Annotated in this window: 19 protein-coding genes; 8 read left to right on the forward strand and 11 right to left on the reverse strand. The window is 42.4% G+C overall.

What is annotated here, in order from left to right:
* Positions 1–7: 7 nt before the first annotated feature.
* Positions 8–1,039 (reverse strand): 2Fe-2S iron-sulfur cluster-binding protein, encoded by a 1,032-nt coding sequence (locus CSH93_RS09060; protein WP_100642934.1) that lies wholly within the window; start codon positions 1,037–1,039, stop codon positions 8–10.
* A gap of 202 nt (positions 1,040–1,241) precedes the next feature.
* Between CSH93_RS09060 and CSH93_RS09065 the strand changes: the two genes are divergently transcribed.
* From CSH93_RS09065 to CSH93_RS09085, 5 genes are all read left to right on the forward strand, one after another.
* Positions 1,242–2,258, forward strand: a complete 1,017-nt coding sequence (locus CSH93_RS09065; protein WP_240615549.1) for an AraC family transcriptional regulator — start codon at positions 1,242–1,244, stop codon at positions 2,256–2,258.
* Between the two features lie 239 nt (positions 2,259–2,497).
* Positions 2,498–3,064, forward strand: a complete 567-nt coding sequence (locus CSH93_RS09070; protein ID WP_100642935.1) for a hypothetical protein — start codon at positions 2,498–2,500, stop codon at positions 3,062–3,064.
* Between the two features lie 159 nt (positions 3,065–3,223).
* A complete protein-coding gene (locus CSH93_RS09075) occupies positions 3,224–4,423 on the forward strand; it encodes an ABC transporter substrate-binding protein (protein ID WP_100642936.1) in 1,200 nt (399 codons plus the stop codon).
* Positions 4,420–7,284 carry an ATP-binding protein gene (locus CSH93_RS09080; protein WP_100642937.1) on the forward strand — a complete coding sequence of 955 codons (2,865 nt, stop codon included), beginning with the start codon at positions 4,420–4,422 and terminating at the stop codon, positions 7,282–7,284. The genes CSH93_RS09075 and CSH93_RS09080 overlap by 4 nt, the downstream gene beginning before the upstream one ends.
* A 214-nt stretch (positions 7,285–7,498) precedes the next feature.
* The gene (locus tag CSH93_RS09085) at positions 7,499–8,965 is read left to right on the forward strand and encodes a sensor histidine kinase (protein WP_100642938.1); all 1,467 of its coding nucleotides are present in this window, start codon (positions 7,499–7,501) and stop codon (positions 8,963–8,965) included.
* On the opposite strand, the gene CSH93_RS09090 is transcribed toward CSH93_RS09085, so the two are convergent.
* The gene (locus CSH93_RS09090) at positions 8,962–10,263 is read right to left on the reverse strand and encodes a response regulator (RefSeq protein ID WP_100642939.1); all 1,302 of its coding nucleotides are present in this window, start codon (positions 10,261–10,263) and stop codon (positions 8,962–8,964) included. The genes CSH93_RS09085 and CSH93_RS09090 overlap by 4 nt on opposite strands.
* A gap of 143 nt (positions 10,264–10,406) precedes the next feature.
* On the opposite strand from CSH93_RS09090, the gene CSH93_RS09095 reads away from it, so the two are divergent.
* The 3 genes from CSH93_RS09095 to CSH93_RS09105 all read left to right on the forward strand — a co-directional run bounded on the left by CSH93_RS09095 (position 10,407) and on the right by CSH93_RS09105 (position 14,319).
* Complete coding sequence (locus tag CSH93_RS09095) at positions 10,407–11,870, forward strand: sigma-54-dependent transcriptional regulator (protein ID WP_100642940.1); 1,464 nt, start codon at positions 10,407–10,409, stop codon at positions 11,868–11,870.
* Positions 11,871–12,028: 158 nt separating this feature from the next.
* Positions 12,029–13,315, forward strand: a complete 1,287-nt coding sequence (locus tag CSH93_RS09100) for an oligosaccharide flippase family protein (RefSeq protein ID WP_100642941.1) — start codon at positions 12,029–12,031, stop codon at positions 13,313–13,315.
* On the forward strand, positions 13,312–14,319 hold the full coding sequence (locus CSH93_RS09105; RefSeq protein WP_100642942.1) for a glycosyltransferase family 2 protein: 1,008 nt from the start codon (positions 13,312–13,314) through the stop codon (positions 14,317–14,319). The genes CSH93_RS09100 and CSH93_RS09105 overlap by 4 nt, the downstream gene beginning before the upstream one ends.
* 184 nt (positions 14,320–14,503) lie before the next feature.
* Here CSH93_RS09105 and CSH93_RS09110 read toward each other — a convergent pair whose 3' ends face one another.
* The 9 genes from CSH93_RS09110 to CSH93_RS09150 all read right to left on the reverse strand — a co-directional run bounded on the left by CSH93_RS09110 (position 14,504) and on the right by CSH93_RS09150 (position 25,163).
* Positions 14,504–15,805 (reverse strand): GGDEF domain-containing response regulator, encoded by a 1,302-nt coding sequence (locus tag CSH93_RS09110; protein WP_100642943.1) that lies wholly within the window; start codon positions 15,803–15,805, stop codon positions 14,504–14,506.
* Between the two features lie 265 nt (positions 15,806–16,070).
* On the reverse strand, positions 16,071–16,931 hold the full coding sequence (locus CSH93_RS09115) for a glycosyltransferase family 2 protein (RefSeq protein WP_100642944.1): 861 nt from the start codon (positions 16,929–16,931) through the stop codon (positions 16,071–16,073).
* Positions 16,932–16,940: 9 nt separating this feature from the next.
* Positions 16,941–17,909 (reverse strand): glycosyltransferase family 2 protein, encoded by a 969-nt coding sequence (locus CSH93_RS09120; RefSeq protein ID WP_100642945.1) that lies wholly within the window; start codon positions 17,907–17,909, stop codon positions 16,941–16,943.
* On the reverse strand, positions 17,839–19,011 hold the full coding sequence (locus tag CSH93_RS09125) for a polysaccharide pyruvyl transferase family protein (protein ID WP_100642946.1): 1,173 nt from the start codon (positions 19,009–19,011) through the stop codon (positions 17,839–17,841). Before CSH93_RS09125 ends, CSH93_RS09120 begins: the two co-directional genes overlap by 71 nt.
* Positions 19,012–19,156: 145 nt before the next feature.
* Positions 19,157–20,419: a capsular biosynthesis protein gene (locus CSH93_RS09130; protein WP_100642947.1), complete on the reverse strand. Its 1,263-nt coding sequence runs from the start codon at positions 20,417–20,419 to the stop codon at positions 19,157–19,159.
* The gene (locus CSH93_RS09135; protein ID WP_100642948.1) at positions 20,374–21,765 is read right to left on the reverse strand and encodes a GumC family protein; all 1,392 of its coding nucleotides are present in this window, start codon (positions 21,763–21,765) and stop codon (positions 20,374–20,376) included. Before CSH93_RS09135 ends, CSH93_RS09130 begins: the two co-directional genes overlap by 46 nt.
* 8 nt (positions 21,766–21,773) lie before the next feature.
* On the reverse strand, positions 21,774–23,039 hold the full coding sequence (locus tag CSH93_RS09140) for a polysaccharide biosynthesis/export family protein (protein ID WP_240615551.1): 1,266 nt from the start codon (positions 23,037–23,039) through the stop codon (positions 21,774–21,776).
* 199 nt (positions 23,040–23,238) lie between these two features.
* The gene (locus tag CSH93_RS09145) at positions 23,239–23,907 is read right to left on the reverse strand and encodes a sugar transferase (protein ID WP_100642949.1); all 669 of its coding nucleotides are present in this window, start codon (positions 23,905–23,907) and stop codon (positions 23,239–23,241) included.
* A gap of 2 nt (positions 23,908–23,909) precedes the next feature.
* Positions 23,910–25,163 carry a WecB/TagA/CpsF family glycosyltransferase gene (locus tag CSH93_RS09150; RefSeq protein WP_100642950.1) on the reverse strand — a complete coding sequence of 418 codons (1,254 nt, stop codon included), beginning with the start codon at positions 25,161–25,163 and terminating at the stop codon, positions 23,910–23,912.
* Between the last annotated feature and the right edge of the window lie 128 nt (positions 25,164–25,291).

Here is a 25,291-nt window from a genome sequence, read left to right on the forward strand (position 1 = left end):
TCCAATATTAAGATCTAGACGGCGCCATATCAGCCGTTGTTAGAAAGCGATCACTAAATATGCATTGGCGCGTAATCCCTTTTGCCGTCAACAAGGTTTCAACCTCATCGACTAGCGCAGGAGCACCGCAAAGATAAGCGTTACAGCCATCAACATTGATTGAGTGAAGCACGTCGGTCACCCTTCCTCGCTCTCCCTGCCAGTCAGAGGTTTCGCTTTCACGTGATAGAACCGGTATGAAAGTAAAAGGGGCTTGCCAGCCTTGGCTGATGCTTTTTAGCCGCTCCAGTGCATACAAGTCACTTTGTGTTTTGGCGGCAAAAAGCAGTGTAGTGGGGCGGTCTTTAGTGGATGCTGCCTCTAACATGGCAAGTATGGGGGCCAGTCCACTGCCGCCTGCAACAAAAAGCAATGGTGCGTTATTTTCACGAAGCCAAAAGTCACCTTTAGGTCCATCTATTGTTATGTATGTGCCCAAGAGGTCGGGGTCTGATACGAGCGTTGAGAATTGGCCTCCGGCTACTTTACGCACATAAAAAGACACTGTGCCCTCTATGCTTGGCGGTTCTGCAAAAGAGTAGCTGCGTGGGCCACAATTGGCAGAGTTAATAGTAAGGTCTGCGAATTGGCCAGCAAGATAACCGAGCTCACGCTCCAATAGCACTTTAATATAGGTAATGTCAGGCGTGAGGGTTTGCTGATGAATAATGCGGCCAAGAACGGCTTCATGTTGAGATACTTGGCGCATTACCGAGACACGAATATCGGTCTCTGGTGCACTTTGACAGGCTAATATATAACCTTGAGCAAGTTCTTCTTCATTCAACACGTACCCAAAATCAGTCAGTTCTTTAACACGCCCTTCTAACAACTTGCATTTACATGTCGCGCACCCTCCAACTTTACAGCTGTGAGGAAAGTCAATGCCATTGCTAAGCGCAGCCTGCAACAAGGTTTCCTTTGGGGAAATATCAATCTCTGCTTCATTTATTTTTGCATGCAAGGCAATGCGTGGCCTTTTCTTTAACAGCGAAAACATCAGGGAACTCCAGTAACACATAAAACTATAAGTACAATGGTAATCAAAGGTGAGTAGACTGAAGAGGGTATTTATTGGCAGTGAGGGGGATTTAATTTGCAATGTGGCGTAATTTACTGCTAATAAAGATGAACTGATTGTTAATACTTACACGCAAAGCGTCAGTTGTTGAGGTGTATCACTATTAAAGGTCGAGATGTCAATGGAACACTCAAATGTAACCTTACCGACTCTGTACCTGGTGCAAATCACGGAAATGCTCACTGAAGCGGGTATTGATGCAGAAGCATGGCTACAGGCATTTGGTTTTGAAAAATTGAATCTAGTCCATGAGACGGTTTCGCTTTCTTGGCAAGACTTAAACACATATTTGTTAAATGCTGAGCGAAGTTTAAAGCATCAGTCTTTAGGGCTTATGCTTGGGACAAAATTATCAATCAATACGCACGGTAGTTTGGGGTTCGCCGCAATGAGCGGTGGTAGTACGCGTCAAGTTATTGAACTGCTCGAACGTTTTTTGCACTTACGAACGGATTTAATGACGGTAGAAGTCACTGAAACACATGATTCACTCAAGGTGCGTTTTGTTGAATCGAGAGACCTGAATGGCCTGAGACGCATTTTGACCGAAACAATCGTATTGGCAATATGCAATATATTGAAATTTATAACGTTAGGTGCAAGCCCGGTACAGCAGGTACGATTTCAGTTTGTTGGCGACAACCAATTTGCCGAACGCTATTTTGAGTGTCCGGTTTTATACAGCGCTGAATGGACTGGGTTTTCACTGCCGCTTAGAGATGTAGACAAACCATTAAAACTAGCCAACAAGCGAGGCTTTGAAAGTGCAATTGCGATCTGTGAGCAGGAGCTTGAAAAACTCAATGCTAATGAGAGTTTGTCATTCAGAGTGCACAAAATAATGCTGCAAAGTCAGGGGCGATTTCCTTCTTTAGATATTACCGCGCGCAGGCTATATATGACCCAAGCAACGTTGCACAGACATTTGGTAAAAGAGGGAACGTCGTATAGAGAAATCTTAGAAAGCGTAAGGCGACAATTGGCTTATCGTTATTTGCAAGAGAACCAAATGACGATAAAAGAAATCAGTTACGCGCTTGGTTATTCCGAGGTTAGTAACTTTCGCAAAGCATTCAAACGCTGGTATGGAATAGCGCCTTCAAAACTCAACATGCAAGAACTCAATCCCGCAACGTAAGAATGAGAGGTATATTCGCGTTGAACTTTAATTGCTTGACATAACCACGACATCAAGTGGCGGATAATAGCACTGTACTAGCGAAATGCGCCAACCAATGGATCGTAATTCTTCGTCAGGTGAGCCAAGTCATGCAACTTAGGTTCAACATTATGGAATCGGCGTTTCCGAGGGACTGAATTAAGTCGAAATTGCGTGAAAACGTAAGTGCGTAAATTATCAGTAATGTCAGGGATGCAATGAAAAAAGTTATTGAAATCATGAAACTGAATACCGTTGGACCGGCTAATTTTGTTTCACATCGACTGGTTAAAAAAGATGATTTACTTGCAATAGTACCCAGAAAGAGAGCTGCTTTTGGTGAGTACTTTATGTGCGGTGGCATATCGTTGATGGGGCTTATGTTCACAATGTTTTTAGTCGACGGTCAAATCGACTTCAAGCCGTTCTCCATGATTATTGCTGTTTTGGGAACCCTAATTATTTTGTTAAGACGCCTCTTTAGAAGAGGTTACAACAAAGTAATTTTTGATAAGCAGTGCAACCTAGTTTACAGCACCTACCAGAAAGATGTGTGCGTTCCGTTATCTGACATCGCGCTGGTGGGGATTAAAAGAATGAACAACTGGGGTGGTTTAGTGGACGACCATTCAGGCTACTATCGAGCGTATGTGATTGTTTTGCACGACAATGCCGGACAGCTATATTCCGTTGTCAGTCATGCAGGTCATTTCGCGATTGAAGCAATGGCAGTTCAGATTGCGAACTATATTGGTGTTGAACTTGTTGATATGGACAAAAACTGAATCCCTACCTCACAAAAGAAGAGGGGTTGGCGTTCTCTATTACCCTGATCAAATAAAGTTTTTCGTTTATAGCTACCGAATTAAATACACAAAAATCAGATAGTGACTAAAATTAAACGTATCCAAGTAGTTAAAGCTCAATAATCTGTTAATTTAAGTATGAAAAATAGACGACTTAATAAATCGTTATGCTTTTTTTTTGGGGTTGCATTGTTCAGTGCTGCTTTCTCATGTTCAGCGAAAGAATCAATAATTATTGGTATTGATGCAGATATGTCATCAGTGGCAGCCGATGGCGGAAATGCAATTTATAGAGGTGCTAAGATAGCGATTGATGAAATAAATACAGCGGGCGGCATTCTTGGAAGGCCGCTGGAATTAGTCGTTAAAGATCACAGAGGTAATCCTGCAAGAGGGTTACAAAACCTAAAGGCATTCAACCAAGAGCCAAATTTGGCGGCAGTTGTTGGCGGTGTTCATACGCCTGTTGTATTAAATGAGCTTGAATACATCAATCAAAATCAAATTTTGTTTCTGGTACCCTGGGCAGCAGGTACTCCAATTGTGGAAAATGGGTTTGACCCCAATTTTGTATTCAGGGTATCCGTCAGAGATTCTGAGGCTGCGAGTGTTTTATTAAGAGAAGCTAAACAAAGGGGGCTGACTCGGGTTGCGTTGGTTCTCGAGAGAACTGGTTGGGGAAGATCCAACTTGCAATCATTGTCACAAGCGGCGCCCAAGTTTGATATAGAAGTAGTCGATGTTGCTTGGATTAATTGGCGTCAAACGACTTTCATAGATGAGATTCAACAGATAGTGGCATCAGGAGCCGAAGGTGTTGTATTAGTTGCAAACGCGCCTGAAGGTGCCGTCGTATTAAGAGACTCCCTTGAAAACGAGATGCTAAGTAAAGTTCCCTTTATTTCTCACTGGGGAATCGCCGCAGGTAATTTTGTTGATGAGTTGGGTTTACAAAAGCTACGTTTGTTGGATTTGCACGTATTGCAAACCTTTCATTTTGCTTTACCGGAGGTTGATCAGGCGATAGCGCAACGGGTTTTATCCGCATACTCATCTCAGTTCGATAGCGCAGTAACCAAATATACGATGACGAGTCAAGTTGGCGTGGCTCATGCGTATGATCTTGTTCACATGCTGGCTAAGGCAATACAACAAGCGCAGAGTATTGAGCCGAATGCGGTCCGACAAGCGTTAAAAGAGCTGAAGTCGCATAAAGGATTGCTGAAAACCTACAGTACCCCCTTCGTGGATAGCAATGATGCGTTATGGGCCGAGGATTATATTATGGCTAGATACAATGACGATGGGTTTTTAGTTCCAAAGCAGTCGACAAAATGAAAGATCAAATTAGTTTAAAACGATTTTTATTATTACGATCGTTGCCAGGACAAGTTGGTATATTGCTGTTGCTAGCTATTGCATTAGGGATTTTGTTTTATTTCTATAGTCGTCCGCAAATTGAGCTGCAGCATCTAGAGCGGATAGAAAAATCGCGTGCTGGAGTTGAAGCTGCTATTACCGACACGACTGAACAGTTAATTAATCTTGCGAGCAATGATTTTGTTGTTAATAGTTTGGTTGAGCCTCAGCAACAGCGTTACTATTTACCGCTGTTTTTCCAGTCACTCCAAATCAACAGCGATGCTAACGCATCGATTGCTTTTTTTAATTTCAATGGGGAAGTGATTGCTAGTAAGAATATCCAAACATTAGACAATCAGATTTCTACTTACAGTTGGAGTTCTCAGGTTCTAGAGCACGGAAAAAGGTTCATTGAAATAGACGTGCGAGGGGTTTTTATTGCCGTGCCAGTGTTTTTTTCAGCTGGTTTAGTAGAAGGCGCTATCGTATTTTATTCACCATCATTGGCGAATATGTTTAGTCTTACAGGTGATACTTCAAAGCAATTAATAGCTGACAGTGAGGGAAGAGTTTTAATCGCTCCGGGCGATTTCCCGATTAAATATGGCGAAACGTTAAACCTTGCGCTAATTGATGATTTTATAGTGAAGCACAGAGAGTTTAACCAACTCAACTACTATAGTTTTGAGAACCTGATTGGAGCCTATTCTTCATTTTTATACTTGGCTCCCTTTGTCCTTCTAACGTTGTTACTAGCACTTTTTGCGTCAGTATCGAACGCTATGCATACCGCTAAAATTGGATCTCAAACCTTAAAGTCCTTTGGAGATCAGATAGCTAGCGGGTTTCGTACAGTAAAAATTAATGAAGCACATACTGCTGCAACAGGTATTCAGGAGCTGTATAAAATCGAACAATCGTTCGAGAAATTAAAAACTCAAATAGACAACTTGTCATTGTCTAATGACAAAGTTAACAATGTCATTAATGCGATGCTTGAATTCGTTGTTGTTGTCGATAATGACGGAAAATTCATATTGTTAAATGACGCCTGTGACAAGTTTATGCAGAACTCAGATGTCATGGGTCATGATTTACTCGCATTGATTGATGAGTTGAATATTGGTGAGGATGAAACCCACGTAAACAGTACCGAGCGAAGATATTTTTCCTCCATTGGCCACTCAACAAAAGTCATTCGTTGGTATGTATGCCCACTGAAAGACAATCAAGAACAAGTCACCGGTACAGTATTAGTTGGAGAAGATCTTACATTGCGTAAGAATCTGGAAACCGAACTATTGTTAAAAACTCAAGCGGTTGATAGAGCAAGTACGTCTATTCTCATATCCGATATAACACAACCCAATGAGCCTATTATTTATGTCAATAAAGCTTGTGAAACACTAACGGGTTATAAGAGTGAAAGTTTTATTGGTAAAAATTGCCGTTTTTTGCAAGGGCCTGATACCAATCCCGAACACACAATGGCAATTAGAAAAGCGATAGAAAAACGTGAACCTATAGAAGTGACACTGCTAAATTATCGCAAAGATGGTAGTCAATTTTACAATCATTTGACCCTGACCCCAATCAAAAATGATGATGGTTCAGCTACACATTATCTAGGTATTCAACAAGATGTAACGGCTCAAGAAAAAACAAAAGAATTTCTACAGACAGCGAAACGTAAAGCTGAAGAATCGTCGAGGATGAAGGCCGATTTTCTCGCCAATATGAGTCATGAGATAAGAACACCGATTAATGGTATTTACGGTCTATTGCAACTACTAAACGATTCTTCTCTGAATACTAAACAGCATGAATTTGTGGGGTTAGCACTCAACAGCACAAAAAATTTACTCCACATCATAAATGATATTTTGGATTTATCTAAAATTGAAGCCGGTAAATTGGCAATCGAAAACATATTCTTTGATCCTTCTGATTTTATTTCTGAGATAATTGATTCTTACAGAGTTCAGTGCAAATCCAAAGGGCTCAAGTTTATTGAGAAAGTTCAACTCTCAGATGACATTCTGATTAAGAGTGATCCAACGAGAATTCGACAAGTTATTGAAAACGTTATGAGTAACGCTGTTAAATTTACAGAGAAAGGTTCTGTAAAGCTCATTTTCAAAGTTACTTCAGAAGACACAAATGGCGTATTGTCTGTGATCGTAAAAGATACAGGTGTTGGAATATCGCCAGACAAACTGAATGCAATATTTGAGCAGTTTTCTCAAGAAGATGTTTCAACCACGAGAAAATTTGGTGGCACAGGGCTTGGGCTTTCAATCTCTCGACAACTTTGTCACTTGATGGGGGGAGACATTAAAGTTGCCAGTGAGCATGGGCAAGGAACCCAATTTACGATTAAGCTGCCTGTAGATATCATTTCGGATAGGGATAAATCACTAGATAGTGAAGGAGCAATCGAAGAAGACCGTGTCTATGAATCAAAGCGTTCGCTTTCCATTTTATTAGTGGAAGACAATGAGATAAATCAGGCAGTCGCTGTGCATCAATTGGAAGGCCACGACGTTACCGTGGCTGATAATGGTCAAGTAGCTTTAGATATTCTTCAACAGGATGACACGTTTTTTGATGTTATATTGATGGACTGCCAAATGCCAATTATGGATGGGTTCGAGGCATCAAAGAAAATTCGATCAGGTGATGTCGGTGAAAAAGTAAAGAATATCCCTATTATCGCATTGACAGCAAATGCAATGAAGGGCGACAGGGAGCATTGTATTGCAGTCGGAATGAATGACTATATAAGCAAACCGTTTGAAGCGTCCGAACTTGCACGAAAGATCAGATATTGGTCCTAATATATAGTTCATCGCTTTATTCATCCTCAACGTTGAGTTAGTGGCACTATGCACAGACTTAAAGTATTGAAGAAATATAGGAATATTCACGCCACCTATAACGTAAAAAAGACGACTCTTTATACAAAAGTTAAAAAGCTTGATGTCAATATTAAATACTGAATACGATATTGCGTGGGCCTTGGGGAATTCTATTTATTGTTAATAAGCAATTATGTCTGAAGAATTAAATAAACGGATTTCAGTTCTCGAGCGAAAACTCGAACGCCAGATTAGCGCTAGGCGAGACGCTGAACGTCAATTAGAAAAATATTCTGAGCAAATGCATCTGTCGACTAAGGCACTGCAAGAGGCGGTACTAGATGCGCAGAAAAGGCAGTCTGAATTAGAATTTCTCTCTAAGTCGACATCTCATATTACATCTGAAGAAAGTATTAGCGAGCTATTTTCAAATACGTTAGCGATGACATCAGAGTTCTTTGATGCAGAGTTGGGCGTATGTTTTTTCTCCAGAAAAGGAAAATTGTCAGATAAATCGAAGCCATTAGTGTGGGAGCCAGATAAACCGGTTAAACAAGCTGGTAGATTTCCTCCTGTTATTTTGCAGTACATTCCTTTTGAGAGTGAAGAGTTGCTTGAGCAATGGTCTATTCGAGAAATGAAGCTAGCTGATAAAGAGAATATGAGATGGCTAGTTTCGATTAACTTCCCCTATATCGATGGGAAAGTAGCTTGGCTAGTATTGTGCCTTGATGAGCCGCTGATTGATGAGGAACGGTTATTTGTTTTAGATACTGCAAAAAAGCAATTAAGAGATGGGGTAGAGAAGCGTCTAAGTGATGCAAGTGCACATTTGGAAAGATCGGTTCTGGAGCAAACTGCAGAGCACCTTGCCAGTGCGAAAAAACAACTCGTAATGGTCGAGAGAATGTCGACGTTAGGTCAAATTTCTGCTGGTGTCGCGCATGAAATTAATAACCCTATTGGCTTTATCAAGTCTAACCTTGAGGTCTTAAATGATAATCTTCAAGCCTTTAAGGATTTCTATGCCAAGGTCATGGAATCGGCAGAAAAGCATGCAATGAGCGCGTCAGAACTGAACGCTATTGCTGTACAGCATGACATGGCGTACTTATTTCAAGATAGCTTAGAAATTATCGCTGATAATAGAGAGGGAATAGCTAGAATTACCGAGATCATTTCCAACCTTAAAAATTTTTCCCATGTAGCCAACACTGACTTTACGATGGTTGATGTAAATCGATGCGTGAAGGCAGCGCTCAGAATTGCAGCAAATTCGATAAAGTCGACATTAACAGTTAACACAAAACTTTGTGACTCCTTACCGACCATCAAAGGTAATCAAGGTCAGTTGCAACAAGTATTTATTAATTTAATTGTTAATGCATCACAAGCCATTAGCGCTGACGGATACATTAAAGTTGAAAGCAAACTAAAAGACTCAAACGTTGAAATTTCGGTTTCTGATAGCGGACAGGGCATGTCAGAAGACGTAATGGCCAACTTATTCGTTCCTTTTTACACGACCAAGCCAGTCGGCAAAGGCACTGGCTTGGGATTGTCTGTATCACGCACCATTATCGAAGCGCATAGGGGAGACATCATAGTTGAGTCAGTTGAAGGCATTGGCACGACTATGAAAGTTGTGATTCCAATTTAGTAATCGTTGGGCTCTACAATGAACTCGAGCGGTTTATGGGTATTGCGCTCATAGGCCATGACTTTACCTATCGTAGTACAGTCAAAAATGTGCCCATCAGGCAGCAGCATCACATGTTTTTCAGTAAATAGCGGCCGCGCGAGTACCATGCCGGGTTGAAGCTGATGAGATGCGTAAACAGTATCAGTGTAAACAACGCGATTTCCATCAAACTCAAGAAGTAGATCTAATATTTGAGGGTCGTATAGAAGCCCTATACTTTTATTCATTTCTGTTAACGTTTGTTTGTGCGTCAGTTTCAGCGCTTTCATTTTCCCGCAAGTGTAAGAGCAGTAATCTCGCGCAATGTGTAATACCCGAGCGCCAATCGGTATCGATTGCCCTGAGAGCTTGTTAGGGTATCCGTAGCCTTCAGCGTATCCTTCGAATTGGAAACACAGCGTAGATTGAATGTCAGATAGACGATCCATAGGTGATAAGATTGAAGGTATTGCATCTACCTGAGCGGTAAACAGCCGCTGCTGAGCATAATTGAGATCTAAACGAGGAGTTCTGCTCAACGTTTTGTCTAATGCAATGGTGCCAAGTTGATGAAGTAACCCCGCACGATATAAGTAAGAACTTTCGGCATTGGTTGTTATTTTTAGCTTGTGCGCAATTTCGTCACTTAACTTAGCAACATTGCGGCTCAATTGAGCATCAAAATTGGGATGAGACCTGAGTAAGTTGTATAACACCTTCTCGGTTGCTTTTTGTTCACAGTGCAGGTTGTTCACGGCATCGGTGATTTCGCACGTTTTACGCTGTACCGAAGCCTTCAGGCGCTTGTTAGTGTTTCTAAGTGTTTTGCGGGAACAAATCACTGCACGTTGTAAATAACGATTATTACGCTCACTGTATATATCGGTGATCATGCTCTGAATCAGTGCTAACAGCGTGTCTGATTGCCAAGGCTTTCTAACGTAATGGTTAATAGCGCCTTCGTTGATCGCGGTTATCGTGGAATCAATATCGGCATACCCCGTCAATAATATTCGCTTGGTATGTGGAACACGCTTCGCTGCGTACGAAAAAAATTCAGCACCGTTCATGTCCGGCATTTTCATGTCACATAAAATAATGTCTATTTGAGTATTTGTAATTGTTTCAATCGCGTCCTGCGGATGTTTTGCAAAATGCAAATCGCAGTTTAGTTTTCTTAGTGTTCTTTCAAGTGCTCGTAAGATCTGCGTCTCATCGTCAATACACAGTATGTCTATCTTCCTGGAGATTTTATAATTATGTTTTGAAACAATCACTTAAGTCTCCTTTTTGTTGTTGGGTAGGTTTAAGCTAGGCACCTTTACTAATTGTAAATAACGGCATAAGCTAAACGCAGTAAGTAACTATTTATCGGTTTTGGTTGCATTAAATATGCCACTCAAAAACCTTAAGGGCTTCTATGCAGATACAAAAACGGATCCTGTTAGTAGACGATGAATCGTCAGTGTTAAGCTCTCTGAAGCGAGTGCTACGGCCTCTCGACATGGATATAAGTGTCGCTGAGACTGGTATTGATGCTTTAAGGTTGTTGGAAAAAAGTCCAGTTGATATTGTGATTTCTGATTTAACGATGCCTGGTATGAGCGGCGTTGAGTTGTGCAGTGAGATAGCAGCAAAGTACCCAGAAACAATACGCATTATGCTGACGGCACATGCTGAAAGTCATCATATTCTTGAGGCTATCAATACCGGTAGAGTGTGGGGGTACTTGCAAAAACCGTGGGATAATCAGCAACTATTAATATTGATACAGCAAGCGTTTCGTGACCAAGAGTTACAGGTTGAGCGACAGATACTGAAAAAGACTCTTGAACGCTATCAAAAAAGAAGACGCAAGGATTTTGCAGGGTTTATCGGTGATTCAATTGCCATGCAATTCGTTTATCGGGCTATTGAAAAGTCTGCGCCAAGCACCGCTTCAGTATTTATTACGGGTGAAAGTGGTACAGGTAAAGAGGTCGCTGCAGAAGCTATACACAATTTATCAAAACGAAAGAACGACCCATTCATTGCGTTAAATTGTGCAGCTATACCCTCTGAGCTAATGGAATCCGAAATATTTGGTCATGTTAAAGGGGCTTTTTCTGGTGCCGTTTCCAATCGCGATGGTGCTGCTACTCTGGCGCATGAGGGGACATTGTTTCTGGATGAGCTGGGTGAAATGGATATTTCACTACAAGCTAAAATATTGCGCTTCATCCAAACAGGGACCTTTAAACGAGTCGGTTCCAGCAAAGAGGAAAAGGTCAATGTACGGTTTTTGTGTGCGACCAATCGAGAACCTGAGCAAGCAATCAAAGAGCAAAAATTACGCGAAGATTTGTATTACCGACTCAGCGTCATTTCAATTGATTTACCCCCTTTACGGGAACGTGAAGAAGACGTTATTCAAATAGCATCTCATTTTTTACGACGATACTCAGCGCTAGAAGAAAAGGAATTTGTTGGCTTTACTGCTGATGCCGAAGCGTTGTTACGACACTACCGTTGGCCTGGCAATGTTAGGCAACTACAAAACGCAATTCACAGTTCTATTATTATGTCAGAGGGACCACTCGTAGGCAGTGATATTTTGGGCAACCAGTTAGGGCTTAATCGACAAGACGTGAAGCAGTTATCTGTCGGCGCTGTTGATGTTCCTGACCCACAAAAAAGTGCTGAAGAAGATGAGGCGCCGAGCATACAACCACGATTATTAGATGAGCTTGATAAGACTGATTTTCATTCTGTAGAACCATTAGCAGTAGTGGAGCGTAAAGCGATTGAAAACGCGTTGACGTTTTATCATGACAATGTCGTTAAAGCTGCCACAGCCTTAGGCGTTAGCCCGTCAACCTTATATCGAAAAATGCAGTCGTGGTAACCTAAATATCTCTTTCACATTGCAAATAGTGTGTTTGCAAATTGCAAATATCTCAAATCGCGATTCAAATATGTGTTTTAAAACAGTCGGTTATATTTTATTTTGAGTTGGAACGATAGTTGAATTAATGATTTTACCGTGAACCGGTAGGACTCATTATGAAGGTTATTACTACTCACAAATTCTTGGCAATTTTCAGCCATCGCTTGTTTAAGAACACGGCTTGGCTACTGGGCACCGAAATTACGGGTAAGCTAGCTCGAGTTTTAACCGTTTTGGCGTTGGCTGCATTTCTTGATACGGTGACGTATGGCGTCGTAATGTTAACAATGGCCTGTCATGACCTATTTCGTATTACCCTAAGGTGTGGACCGGGTTCACAGGTGATCCAATGCTCCAATACCGACGTGATCTCATTCACCAGAAACGGTGCCGGTTTACAGTGGATAATTTGCGGAGTACTCAGTGTAATCCAGTTCTTGCTTGCTTTTCCCATTGGTAGTTTTTATCAGTCATATGATGTCCAATTTTTACTGCAGTGTTTGGCACCGGTATATCTTTTTTACCCTCTGACCAGTAGCAATGTATTCTTAATTCAGCGAGCCAACAACATGCGCTACTTCAGTTTATGGAATGGCGCCTGCCTTACATTTGAAAACCTGGTACTAGCTCTGTGCTTATGGCTTGATTTTGGCATTTATGCGGTGCTGGCGACAAAGTATCTGGGTGTGCTTTTATGGACATTTGGCTTCTACATTGCACCGGTAAAGTCATTTGGTACCGCGTTTGAGCTTGCTGTATTCAAGCGGCTGTTTCGTACGTCATCTACATTGTTTTTCACCGAGTTTTCAAAGTCACTGAAAGGTCATGCTGATCTTTTTATTGCGGGAAAGCTGTTGCTCCCAGAAGTGTTTGGGCTATACGCATTTGCCAAGTCTGTCAGTATTGGCCTAAGCCAATCACTTATTAATGCGTTTTCGAATGCATTGTTCCCCCATGTATGTGCGCTTAATCGAGACCGTCAGCAACAATCTGCAATTCGCCAAATAATTCTATTAACGTCGATTATGGGCGTGCTATTGCTTTCGCAAGCCGCTGTGGCTCCATTCTATGTGCCTATTTTATTTGGCGAACGATGGATTGATAGTGTCGCGATCGTTCAGATGTTGTGTTTAGCATCAGTCGGCACTTTAATATTTGATATTCGTTGCTTGTTTTTGCGCTCATCGGGGGCTTTCACCTCTGAACTAAAGGAGCAACTGGTTTTTAGCATAATTACGCTAGCCGCTATCATGATCTTAATGCCTGATAGCGCACTCAACATGTCATATGCAGTCCTAGTTGGGACATGTATTTCCGTTACGTTGTATCTCATTCAAACCGTTCTTCGCCGCTATCACGTGGCAAGTGTATTGACCGTATCTTCTTTGGAGAAACTCAAATGAATAAGCAAATGCCCTTAGTGTCTGTAGTCATGCCTATGTATAACGTCGAAAAATACATTCGAGAAGCATTGGGCTCTGTTTTACAACAAACCTATCCAAATTTTGAGGTGATATGTGTAGACGATGGCGGAGAAGATGGCAGTGCCGCGTATGTCGAAAGCCTCAACGATCCAAGAATACGTGTCATCAGACAGCAAAATCGAGGGCTAGCTGGGGCTCGAAATACCGGTATAGCCGATGCGAAGGGGGACTATATTGCTTTCTTAGATTCGGACGATGTGTGGTTACCGGAAAAGCTAAGCTCACATGTTGAGCATTTGCAGAGCCAAAGCAGAGTGGGCGTGAGTTATAGCCCTTCACTCTTTATTGATGAACAGAGTCGGCTATTAGGTATCGGACAATTCCCTAAACTGGAACATATTAGTAGCAAAGACATTTTTTGTAGAAACCCCGTAGGTAATGGTTCGGCACCAGTCATTCGTAAACAAACATTCGATGCTATTCGATTTTTCAGTGAAGAAGAGCCCTCACGCCCACAGTTCTTTGATGAGAGCTTGCGTCAATCTGAGGATATTGAATGTTGGCTGAGAATTACATTGAATACAAAGTGGCACTTTGAGGGGATTCATGATGCACTGACATTATATCGAGTAAACGCGTCCGGTTTATCTGCAAACCTAACTAAGCAATATCAAAGCTGGCGCCGTGCTGTGGAGAAAAATAGGCCAGGGCATGAGCTTTTCTTTAATCGATGGTATGCACTCGCCAATGCCTATCAACTTCGTTACCTATCGCGCAGAGCAGTCCAGTCAAGAAATCCAGCCAGCGCGTGCGTTATGATGATGCAAGCCGTATTGTCTTCTCCTAAAATGTTATGGGAAGAACCTAAAAAAACAATACTAAGTGCGTTGTGTGCAGTGCTCGCTTGGTTACCCACTAACCTTTACGATTATATCGAGCGTTTTGCGATGTCTTTTGCGGCAAAGTCTAGAGCTTCGCTTTAGTGTCTTGCTAAAACGCTTATCAGTTGATGGTTTTGGCCTCTGAATGAACGAAAGTTAGAGGCCTATTCAATCGAGACAGTTGAAGAGTTCATTATGCTGTTTGGTTCAGGTTACAATGGTTGGTCATAGTAGTCAGACAGGAGTTTGCCTATATAAACCTCTTGCAATCCATCAAAAACGGCGACTAAGAGATAACTCGATTACGGCCGCTACTTTTTGCTTTGTAAAGGTTTTTGTCTGCTTCTTTCAACATGGATTCTGTAGGAATGCTTGCCGCTGCAAAAACTCCAATGCTGGCAGTTACATTGATTACTTCTCCGTCCCATTCAATATGCATACACTCGATATGTTCGCGGAATAGTTGGGCTTGCTCTAAGAATTGCTTATTTAAGTCGGGAGGACACACAACGGCAAACTCTTCCCCTCCTAATCTAGCGATTAAATGAGATTTAAAATGTGTGGTCAGCATTTTTGCGAATTCTTTCAATACGTGGTCGCCACAATCATGTCCGTATGTATCATTGATACGTTTAAAATGATCGATATCGACCATCGCGCAGGAAATCTCAGATCGTTCAGCGACCCAAGACTGATCTATCTTTTCAACCTCCCCAAAAAAATAACGTCGGTTAAATAACCCTGTCAATGCATCTTTGTTGGCTAACTCAAAAATATAGTCAATGTTTTCTAAAGCATCCATGTTCATGTTGATGCGGCAGATAAGTTCTTCAAGTGTGTAAGGCTTGCTCAAAAAGTCGTTGGCACCATTTTTAATAAACATAGCGCCAATGTCAGTTCGGCCAGTCGATGATACACCAATAATTGCGAGTGTATTTTTATCAATTAGTTTGCGCGTTTCGATGACTAGTTGGATCCCATCCATGCGCGGCATTTCATAATCCGTAATCATCAGTCTTATGTCGGGCTCTTGTTTTAATATATCGATGGCCTCAACACCGTCTTTGGCTGTGTGCACGTTGAAGTTCAGCAATTTGAGATAGTCTCTCAAAATGGATAAGCCAGTTTGTGAATCGTCCACCACTAGGGCTTTCATAGAGCTGTTTTTATAAAGTCTACCAATCAGGTTAACGCTGTAATTAATTGCATTGGGGGTATCTTTGACCACATAGTCAACCAGCTTGCGTTTAAACTGTGCTAGAAATTGCTCTTTATCTGAGATTCCTGTTAACGCGATCGCTCTAACGCCCGCTTTCGCTACCAGCTTAAGAACTTCACCATTCGGTGCATCTGGCAGTACTAAATCGCACAATGCGACAAGGTATTTAGTTCGATGTTCGGTCAGGAGCTGCTTTGCTTCCGCGAGGTTCCTGGCAAGGTGAACTTCAACATCCCACTTTTCGACGATCCTGTATTGTAAAATTTCGGCCAATATATCGGCATCTTCAATCAACAATATAGGATGGGGAATTTTCATACGGTCATTTTTAATCTCTGAAGACCGTGAAGCGCCATGCCTAATTACCATCTACTCTTTCTCCATAAATGACAAATCCAATCACCTATACTTAAGCAGTTAAACAGTAAAACTATAAAGTCGCAAGGTTACATGTCAGTATTTCCATGACGAAACTGTCTCAAGATGTCTGCATCATAGGGGCAGTTTCAATCATCTACCATTATCCTTCAGGTCGAAATCAACTAAATAACTCTGTATGCATAAGCCTCAGTCATTCACCCTTTACTGAGGCTTTTCTCGCAGGTTGAAATGAGATCTCGACGTGTGCTTCATATCAAAGCAAGGCCTTTTTGCCACAATGCAGCATTGCATATCCACGGCTCATCACGGTTTTGATGTTTTGAAAGCGCCACGTGATCCAAAATTTAACTTCCTTTAAGTAGTAGCTAACAACGTCTTTAAGTGGCAGTTGATATTCGTTGTCATTGTTATAAACAAACAAATCCTTGGAAGATTTTATCCATGTTTTTAGGTGTTCTTTACTTGTAACGTGAACAAAATTTTCCGGATTGCCCAACCGTATTTTGTTGCGTCTTTCTAGTTGTTCAATGGTCCGGTGGGCATAATGGCGGATAATAGTCGATTCCTTAAAGACCTTGTTTGAGAAGGGGGGAACGCGAGCCGACGTGTTCTCGGGCCACTTCTGGGTAGGGTCGTTTTTGAAGAAACGCCATTCTTTCCAGTTAATACGATAATGCTTTCTTCGCAGAGCGATGGGCTGTGAATCATCTTCAATTGCTGAATCACTTAAATCTTTGTCGGTGTAATAAAATTGAGCAAACCAGGATTTTACGCAGGTCTTTGCTGCTTTACTCGCTCTCATAAGCAGGGGAGCCGGGGACTCTGATAACATTTCGTCACCATCAAGAATGTACCACCAATCTTCTTTGGAATATAAATGATTGTATTGGTTATAAATTCGATTCCGCAATTGGTTAGTAAAGGGTTCGTCACTACGAAATGCAATTTCAATTTCTTTAAAGCGTGACGCCATTGAACACATGATTTCCCACGTTCCATCATCAGAACCATTATCAAAAATATAAATACGGTGGCAGTACTTCATCGCATTGAGCAATGTTTCTTCAATAATGTCTGCTTCGTTTTTAACAACACAGATAGCGTTAATTTTCATCTTATTCTCCTAAATTGCCTGAGTATTTGATTTTGGTTTTTGTCCTGATAAGAGCGCTATTAGTGCTAGATAAACCTGTTGAAAGCTGGCCCATAACGAAAGAGCAATGAGGTGTTTAGGTTTGGTAAAGCAGCGTTTGTCGCGCAGCAGTTTTAGTGCAACCGCAGGATTTTGATTACGAATATTTTGCTTTGCTAAATGGCACAAATGAGCCGCTGTATAGCGAATGATGTCTTGACGCAATTTCTCGTCAAAAGTAGAGCAGTTGACAATCTCATGTAAGCGTTTACTGAAACCGCACTCCTCATATGGAACATTGTTGTCGCAGGCCCTGTTATCGGTATCTCGGTGATACAGTAAATTGATGTTCGGACAATAGGCTATGTAACCGTGGAGTGCGATTCGAGCAAATACATCTTGATCTTCACCCATTTTCTCACCGACGGGAAACCCGTCAATGCGTTCAAATATGTCTTTTTTAACCAAGGTTGAGGACATCATAAAAGGTAGATCACCTTTTGAAGCCAACTCGAAATAGTTATGCATAATCATCCCGTAGGGGTCTACGTCGTTTAAGTAAATCTTCGGATCGACAAATTTGTTCCCTGACTCAACGCATTGGTATCGACTCGTGTAAGCCGATGCATCTGGATAGCGCTGTATCAAATGGGCCATCTCTTCAGTAAAGAAAGGTAACCATTGGTCATCCCCATCCAGAAATGCAACGTAGGGGAATCGCGCTGCTTTAATCCCGGTATTTCTGGCAGCCGATACGCCTTGATTGTTCTGCCGAACTAGGCGTAAGTTATTAATATTGCTGCTTGCCACGACATCAGCACTGCAGTCGGTTGAGCCATCATCGATGACGATAATTTCAGAAACGGGGTAGTGCTGCGAGGTAACGCTTTCAAGCGTTGCCAGTATGTGCTTTTCTTTGTTGAAAAGTGGGATAACCACTGAAATCTGTACAGGTTTCATAAGAGTGACTCCAATTTTTAATCGACTGTTGCAATGCTTGGTCAGTACTGAGTTTGGTTCCCGTGTGGCCCGTAGACAGCGCGTTCATAGCACTGTTGAAAAGGCGAACACGATCAATGGAATTTGCGTTAAATTGATAATCAGGCGACAACCCAACTTGTTCTGCCCAACTGTGAGATTTTGGGTGGTACCCCAAGTTAATTGATGGCGTGTGTGACAAGTACGCGAAAATATTGGCATGCAAACGCATCCCCAGCATTAACTTGAATTGTCCGATTTGATTGAGAACTTGAATAGGATCAGGGTTATAGGGAATGATGTTTAGCGGTAATCGTTCAGCCAAAAGATCATGTAGTTGTTGTGTAACTCGTACATCACCCAATCGGTCGTGCCCATTAAAAACCATTAAGGAAATAGGCTCGCCGGATAGTTCCCAGATACTGTGTATGATTTCCGCCATACACATTAGTCTTTTGGTTTCGTTTTGGGCATTGGTGTTTCCCATTGCACTTACTGGAGCCGGACAAACATTAACGACTACACCACGGCGCTTTCCCGAAAACCGATGGAATTCTTTGTGCGTGAGTAAAAGGGGCGCCAGATCAAAACTTTCGACCACGTTCGCGTGCGGTGCTATTGATTTAGCCAGTTTAAAGCTATCGGAATCGCGAACGGCGACGATGCCGCACTGATTCAGAAATTTAGTGCAGGCAAGTTGATCAGCGTCTGATTTGAACGGTTCAATACCGACTCCCAACGCCATTGAACGTGTTGAACTTGTGAGGTGCATTAACGTTCTTTTAATGTTGATGTCTTGCTGGCTATGCAGGACAGAGCCGCCACCGAAAATTACGCGTTTACATTGCGCAGCATTGATATAGTGACTCAGGCGATTTTGCCCCGGAAAACGCTGGTCCTCTGTTAGATTTGCGCGCCTTTCACCAAAACGGTGTCGTGAGAGCGGCCCCGCGTGTGAAATTAACGTACTTTTAATGCCTAAATAATGTTCACTGCCCAATAGCGACGCTGCCAGTAATGCGTCATCGCCGCTGTTTTGCATGCCGTAATAACCCACGACGTAGGCGTCATACTTTTTAATCATTATACGGTCCTATTTAACGTTCGTGTAATGATGTTTGCAGCTATCGTTCCAATTTTTAAGTTGTTGATATTTAATGGTTAGTTTATTTTTCAGGGTGGGCGTTTGCAGAATGCAAAAGGATGATTTTAAATATGCAAAATGCACATTAAAACTTGCGTGTTTTACGCGGGTTTAATGCCATGCCAATGATCAATAGGGCTGGCCAGAAGATATACGATAGGATTTCTAAGTTTTCGAAAAAGCTGTAGCTCAACATCACAGCGGTCAAGCACAATGCAATGTGAGCCAGTCGACTACTCTGTGAATACCAGAATAGGTAAATAATCGTTGTCACTAAGGGTATCGCCAGCGCATATAATCCAACGATGCCTTTTACAAATAGTAAACCATACCAACTATGATGGGAGCCTATTGCCATTTCTTCGACTATTTTTCCACCACTTTCAACAATGCCATGTCCAAACCAATATGCTTCGCTTTCCCACCTTTGCATGGCGATATTCGCTAATGCTGCCCTTACTCTTGTTGAATCAGGGCGTGCTTCTTTTACTTGCTGGTAGGAATCCATTACCCACTCTAATACTGGCTGTCCTAAAATGAGCAGCGCAGGAACACCTATTCCCAATGAGAGTAAGATCCATGGCTCACGTAAACGATTACCTAAGCGAAGCATAGGCCAAAGCATCACAAAAATTACCAGCCCTGCGCGAGATTGAGATAGTAAACACATAAACGCGGCGCCTGCGATCCCATACCAACGCCATTTCTTGTCACTTTCTAAGTGGCTCATGACCAAAAATAAGCAACCCAGAAACCCAGCTGCCGGCGCCCAGGGACCAAAAAACTGCCATCTACCGGCCCCAGTCTCAGGGTTTAATCCGTATAGAGAAACGGTAAAAACACTTAATCCAGGGCCTCCAATTGCTTTCAGCGGAGAAACATACAATTCACCCGGAATGCGCGCGACATAGGTTAAAATGGTGAGGGCAGAGAAGAGTAGCGTGTGTGCACCGATGACGCATACGCCTCTTGCAATTAGGCGGTGATTAATTGGCATACAGGCACCCAAAAATATAAACAGCGCTATTAAAGCCCATCCTTTGGCCCAGCCAACAGTTGATTTAATGGTTTTGGCGGTACCGAGCGACCAATTGGCATGGCCAATCCAGAGTACAACTAGCATCACTACCATTGCGATGATCCACATCCATACCATATGCGGAATTCGACTTCTCGTCGGTCGGCCATATACATACCAGCGTAATGCCAGCGTGAAGAAAACCAACCAACCCAGAATCGATCCCACGAGGTATAAGCTACCGAATAGGTATATCGGATAGGTGCCGGCCAATCCTAGCCAGATTAATTTCTCTTCAAGAGTAGATTGACTATATTGCTGCGTTGCCATGTGACGATAAGTCCAAATGTAATAAAGAATAAACCGGCAAACCCCGCCACTAAAGCAATCACTGGATTAGGGCTTATCTGCTTAATCGGGTTAGAGGGGGTTGTTAAGAGTTGTACGACTGGGTATGAAGCGAATACATCCGATTTATTGGCCTCCAGTCTGGCAGCTGCCGATGTATAAATCGCTTCAGCCATATCGAATTCGCGCTCTAACCGATCCAGTTCGGCGACTTCTCGCGAATAGAGTTTGAGCTCTTCCTGTAGCACTGATACTGCGATGTTGAGATCTTCAATCAGCGCGTCCATACCTTCTTTTTTAGCACTGGCATTAATTAAATCAGCAAACAGCTCGGCCCTTTTGGGATTGTTTTCTAAATTGAGTGCCATGAATTCATTAAGCGCATCGACGCCTGTTAGTAACATCCCTCTCTCAACTAATGATGCTCGAGCAATACTGACTCTCTTTTGTGCAGCTACGACCTTAGGGTGATTATTACCCCATTTGGAGCTGTAGTCGGATAGTACTCCACTGCTATCTGATAGCTCACGGTAAAACCCAATAAATTCAGGATCTGATTTCATGGCAAGCGCTTTGCCTGCTATTTTAGGGGTGACTTGCAGCGTGAAGCTTAGCTGCTGAATATAGTCCTCTAGTTCAGAAAGATTGGCTGTTGCATCCAGTTTTTTAGCCTTTACTTGTGACAGGGTTGAAATAGCCTGTTCCATTTGCTCGGTCGATACCAATAGTGCGCGTTGTTGAAATTCCACAATATTCGCTCTGGCCTGATTGGTTTTCTCTCTATAACCCTGAAGTACGTTTTTGATACTGGCATCGCGTCGTGCAACCTCGTCAGCCCGTAGGTTATCGAGTTCAGCTTGCAATGACTCATATAAAGCCCAAGCTTTGCTTGTTGCTTGCTCGGGTGAATTTCCCTGCAACGAGAGCGAGATAATAGACGTTTGCTCTGTTAGCCTAACTTTCGGTGTCCCAAACTCGTGCGGTGCTATTTGAAGTGTTTCTGCTGCTCTTTCCAATACGCCACGACTCGTTAACATTTCCTTGTAATTGACTCGAGGGTTGAAGCCGCCCGCACCAAATGGCGTTGTCGTTTGAGATACCACTTGTCCAACTTCGTCTAAGCTAACGTTGCTGCTCGACCCCGTGCCTGGCAGTACCAAGTCCATTTCACTTTTGAAAGTTGGCGGCTTCATCAGATATAAGGTTACCAACGCACCTATAAATAAGTAGCTGACAAGACCAGTCACAAAGTAGGGCCACTTAAGAATGCGATATACCCAACTTCTGAATTGGTCCCAACGAGTTGGAACAACTAATGGATATCTCATAAATGCTCCTAAAACAACGCGATGGGTTTAAGCAGATCGTAAAGCGTGCCAGCAATATCACGTACATTGGTGACACTTGAGTCATAACAAGCTACAGCATCGTTTGGCATCAGAAATGGGTTGATATCTTCACGACTGGGGTATTTCATGATTTGCTCAACAGAGCGCTCTAGCACTTGTACTTCGCCCGTGATCGGGTGAGTACTAGCCAACATTATACTTCTCGGTGCGTTCGTCCATGATTTTCCACCGACACAGTTTGCTGAAATTGCCGCCTGTAATAAGCGTGAACCATAGGTTAGGTTAGTTGAATAGCGGCCAACGGCAGCAGCGGCATTGCCTCCGGCGGAGTCAATCAGGTTCGACATATAGACTCTAAAACCTTTTGGCGTAATTTGGCTAGGGCGAACTAAGTGTTGTTGGAAACACCCCGTGCTCGGTACGATAATTTGGTCACCTGCAATTAAAGGGACATCGTTGACCGGCGTACCGGTTAAAATGCCAGTTAAATCAACTTCAACTTGCCAACCATTGCGAATGAGGATGATTTGATCGACTTTCGCATCAGGGCGGATGCCTGAGGCTGAACGGATAGCTTCTGACAATAAACGTTTGTCCGAAAAGTCACCAAATGCAGCGATTTGTTCATCTAGTAGGGCATTGGGTGTTTTGCTGTTGATCAGAACTCGTCCCGGTTGAAATACGGCACCAGCGACGCTGACTTCAACACCAGCAAGATTCAGTATTTGTACAGAGACAACCGCCGTCGCAGGCTGGAAAATTTCGTTTTTAATGAGTGCAAGCTCAATTTCCTGGCTGACTAGATAGGCGGGCTTTCCTGCAGCACTGATTGGATCAAGCAATGGCAAGTTAATGTAGCCATTTGGATCAAGCACATATCGACCATTGAAACCGTCACCATTTTCAATCAGAACTTCGACTAGATCACCAGGGCTGAGAGGCAGTCCGTATTTTTGTTCACCGTGAGCTTGATATTGAAAAGGCATAGAAGAGGTCGCTAGTGAGATGGTTTTATCTACTCTGTAGTTTAAAGGTGCAGCAAAATGTTCACGGGTTGAACATTCAAGCTCCGTTGAGAACACAGCGTTAGGCACGCTCTCTTGTGAGAACTGAATACCTTTGGTTTTGCTCGCACCGTAAAATGTGTTGCTGTCAGGGAGTAATAACCTGCTATCGCTTGTGTGTTTGCATGCAACAAGCATCAAGGTTACGAGCAGTATGGCCACAATTTGCAGTTGAGTAGGTTTACACATGATATTTCCGCTTAATCAGAGTGATACCCTGATAACGCAGAAATTAGGCCATGTTTTAACTGTATGAAATATATAAATAAAATGATTTGGCATCGATTTTTTTTGCAGTATGCAAAATGGTTGATTTGCAGTTTGATAATCGATTTTTGATGAATCTGGAGATAAAAAAGCCCGTTGATGAGCAACGGGCTTATAGGTTTTAGTATGCTCCCTTCGCTTTTAGAACGGCAGGAATGGTTGAGAATAAAATCTTTATATCCATCAGTATCGATTGCGCGTTTACATACTGTTTGTCTAACGAAATTTGTTGTTCAAAATCGGTATCTGCTCTACCGTTCACTTGCCATAAACCGGTAATGCCGGGTTTACAAAATAGTCTTGGCATGATGTTGCGGTCGTACGCGTTGTATTCAATATCGAGGGGAGGGCGTGGGCCAATAAGCACCATATCGCCGTTCAGTACATTCCACAGTTGAGGCAGTTCATCGATAGAGTATTTACGAATGAATTTACCTACTTTGGTAATACGAGGGTCGTTTATATATTTTTTACAGATCCCATCACGGTCGCTTTTAGACGGATCTGGTGCTCTAAACTTCGGATCGGTTGGCAAATACATGGAGCGAAGCTTGTAACAATGGAACCGTCTGCCAAATTCTCCAATGCGAACTTGTGAAAAGAATACTGGGCCTCTACTTTCAAGTTTTATACACAAGATAGTAATCAGTATGATCGGTGAAAGTAGCAACAAGGCGATAGCTGCCGCTAGTTTTTGAAGAATTACGGGTAATCCTCGGTGACTAAAACGTGTGCGCTTAGTCGATAGGTCTTGAGAAATATTTAATGTATTTAAAGGAACGCTAGTCATAGTTAGACTCCTTTTGATGCTTGTTTAGTAAAAAATGTGCGGATCAAGAATTCTGGTGTACCAATGACGTACCGTGAGAATTTAGTTTTAGGCTCTTGTATTAGGCGCCATATCCACTCTAGTCCTAACTGACGCAGTGCCAAGGGAGCTCTCGGAATATTGCCTGAATAGAAGTCGAATAGCCCACCGACGGCGATCGCAGATTCGCATTGCAACTTGGTGGCATATTTTGAAATCCAGTTTTCCTGTAACGGTGAACCGAAAGCGACTAACAATATATCGGTTTCTTGTGCGTTTATACGCTCAATGAGTGCTTCAGTATCTTCCGGTTTGAAATATCCGTTTTGCACGCCCGAAATTGCCAGGCTCGGATACTTCCGCTGTAAGTTTTGTGCCGTTTTTTCTGCGACACCAGGTTTTGCACCTAATAGAAAAATGCGTTTATTTAAGCGCTCTGCTCGTTCACATAATATAGGCAGCATATCTGTGCCATTAATATTGTCTATCAGTGTTTTGCCCAACTTCTGTGCCGCGACACGCATTCCACTGCCGTCAGCGAAAATGGCATCACAGCTATTAATGGCATTGCGTAGAGCCTGATTACGAGCAGATTGATTTACGGAATGAGCATTAACAAAGCAAAACGTTTTAGCTCGATGAGGTTCTCGCTGGTCATTAACAATAAGATCAACGGCTTCATTCATTTCGCCATTGAAAAGCTGAAAACCGAATAAGGAGATAGATGTTGCTGCAGTTTCATGAGAAGCCTTAAAAACAAGTCGGCAAAAGCAATATTGGATGATTAACCCAAACGTTGCAAAAACGTTCATATGTAATTGTTTCTCAATTAGTTGCGGCAATGATGAGTCTGAAAAACCACTGTAGCGATGAACCTGATATAAACTGATCAACCCCGGTTTAACTGAATGTAGATATACAGCAGAAGACAAATTTTTCAGTTGAGGCTGAAGGCCGAGTGGAATACCACACATTGAAATCTTGCCGATAAGAACATCAAAGGCAATGGCATGCTTTTTTAACAAGCCTCTAGAAAAGCGATGTAAAACGATATGACGGCCCAGGACATCTTTTTGATGCAAACGCTTAAACGGGGCAGCGTTTTCTAACCAAGCCACCGTTACATTCATTAATACAATGGGGGAAATAAGAGCGACCCAAAGTGATGCTATGACAATATCAAGCATTCGATTTGTGGAAATATCCTGCCCGCGGCACTTGTAAAACGGTAAAGACATAAGAGACGTCCATCCAGATTGATCTTGAAAGTACCATTGCGAGTGCTGTGCCAACCTGTTTAGAAGTTCTTAACGTGTTGAAAATAATGAGGTTGTTGGTGTTTTTTCTGATCTGGACAAGTAAGCCA

It is taken from the genome of Neoalteromonas facilis (genome assembly GCF_002807665.1).
In the GTDB taxonomy this organism is placed as follows: domain Bacteria; phylum Pseudomonadota; class Gammaproteobacteria; order Enterobacterales; family Alteromonadaceae; genus Alteromonas_E; species Alteromonas_E facilis.

Excerpts from the sequence above, each read along its gene's own strand:
- CSH93_RS09060 (WP_100642934.1), bottom strand. The coding sequence starts at position 1,039 with ATGTTTTCGCTGTTAAAGAAAAGGCCACGCATTGCCTTGCATGCAAAA.
- CSH93_RS09065 (WP_240615549.1), top strand. The coding sequence starts at position 1,242 with ATGGAACACTCAAATGTAACCTTACCGACTCTGTACCTGGTGCAAATC.
- CSH93_RS09070 (WP_100642935.1), top strand. The coding sequence starts at position 2,498 with ATGAAAAAAGTTATTGAAATCATGAAACTGAATACCGTTGGACCGGCT.
- CSH93_RS09075 (WP_100642936.1), top strand. The coding sequence starts at position 3,224 with ATGAAAAATAGACGACTTAATAAATCGTTATGCTTTTTTTTTGGGGTT.
- CSH93_RS09080 (WP_100642937.1), top strand. The coding sequence starts at position 4,420 with ATGAAAGATCAAATTAGTTTAAAACGATTTTTATTATTACGATCGTTG.
- CSH93_RS09085 (WP_100642938.1), top strand. The coding sequence starts at position 7,499 with ATGTCTGAAGAATTAAATAAACGGATTTCAGTTCTCGAGCGAAAACTC.
- CSH93_RS09095 (WP_100642940.1), top strand. The coding sequence starts at position 10,407 with ATGCAGATACAAAAACGGATCCTGTTAGTAGACGATGAATCGTCAGTG.
- CSH93_RS09100 (WP_100642941.1), top strand. The coding sequence starts at position 12,029 with ATGAAGGTTATTACTACTCACAAATTCTTGGCAATTTTCAGCCATCGC.
- CSH93_RS09105 (WP_100642942.1), top strand. The coding sequence starts at position 13,312 with ATGAATAAGCAAATGCCCTTAGTGTCTGTAGTCATGCCTATGTATAAC.
- CSH93_RS09110 (WP_100642943.1), bottom strand. The coding sequence starts at position 15,805 with ATGGTAATTAGGCATGGCGCTTCACGGTCTTCAGAGATTAAAAATGAC.
- CSH93_RS09115 (WP_100642944.1), bottom strand. The coding sequence starts at position 16,931 with ATGAAAATTAACGCTATCTGTGTTGTTAAAAACGAAGCAGACATTATT.
- CSH93_RS09120 (WP_100642945.1), bottom strand. The coding sequence starts at position 17,909 with ATGAAACCTGTACAGATTTCAGTGGTTATCCCACTTTTCAACAAAGAA.
- CSH93_RS09125 (WP_100642946.1), bottom strand. The coding sequence starts at position 19,011 with ATGATTAAAAAGTATGACGCCTACGTCGTGGGTTATTACGGCATGCAA.
- CSH93_RS09130 (WP_100642947.1), bottom strand. The coding sequence starts at position 20,419 with ATGGCAACGCAGCAATATAGTCAATCTACTCTTGAAGAGAAATTAATC.
- CSH93_RS09135 (WP_100642948.1), bottom strand. The coding sequence starts at position 21,765 with ATGAGATATCCATTAGTTGTTCCAACTCGTTGGGACCAATTCAGAAGT.
- CSH93_RS09140 (WP_240615551.1), bottom strand. The coding sequence starts at position 23,039 with ATGTGTAAACCTACTCAACTGCAAATTGTGGCCATACTGCTCGTAACC.
- CSH93_RS09145 (WP_100642949.1), bottom strand. The coding sequence starts at position 23,907 with ATGACTAGCGTTCCTTTAAATACATTAAATATTTCTCAAGACCTATCG.
- CSH93_RS09150 (WP_100642950.1), bottom strand. The coding sequence starts at position 25,163 with ATGTCTTTACCGTTTTACAAGTGCCGCGGGCAGGATATTTCCACAAAT.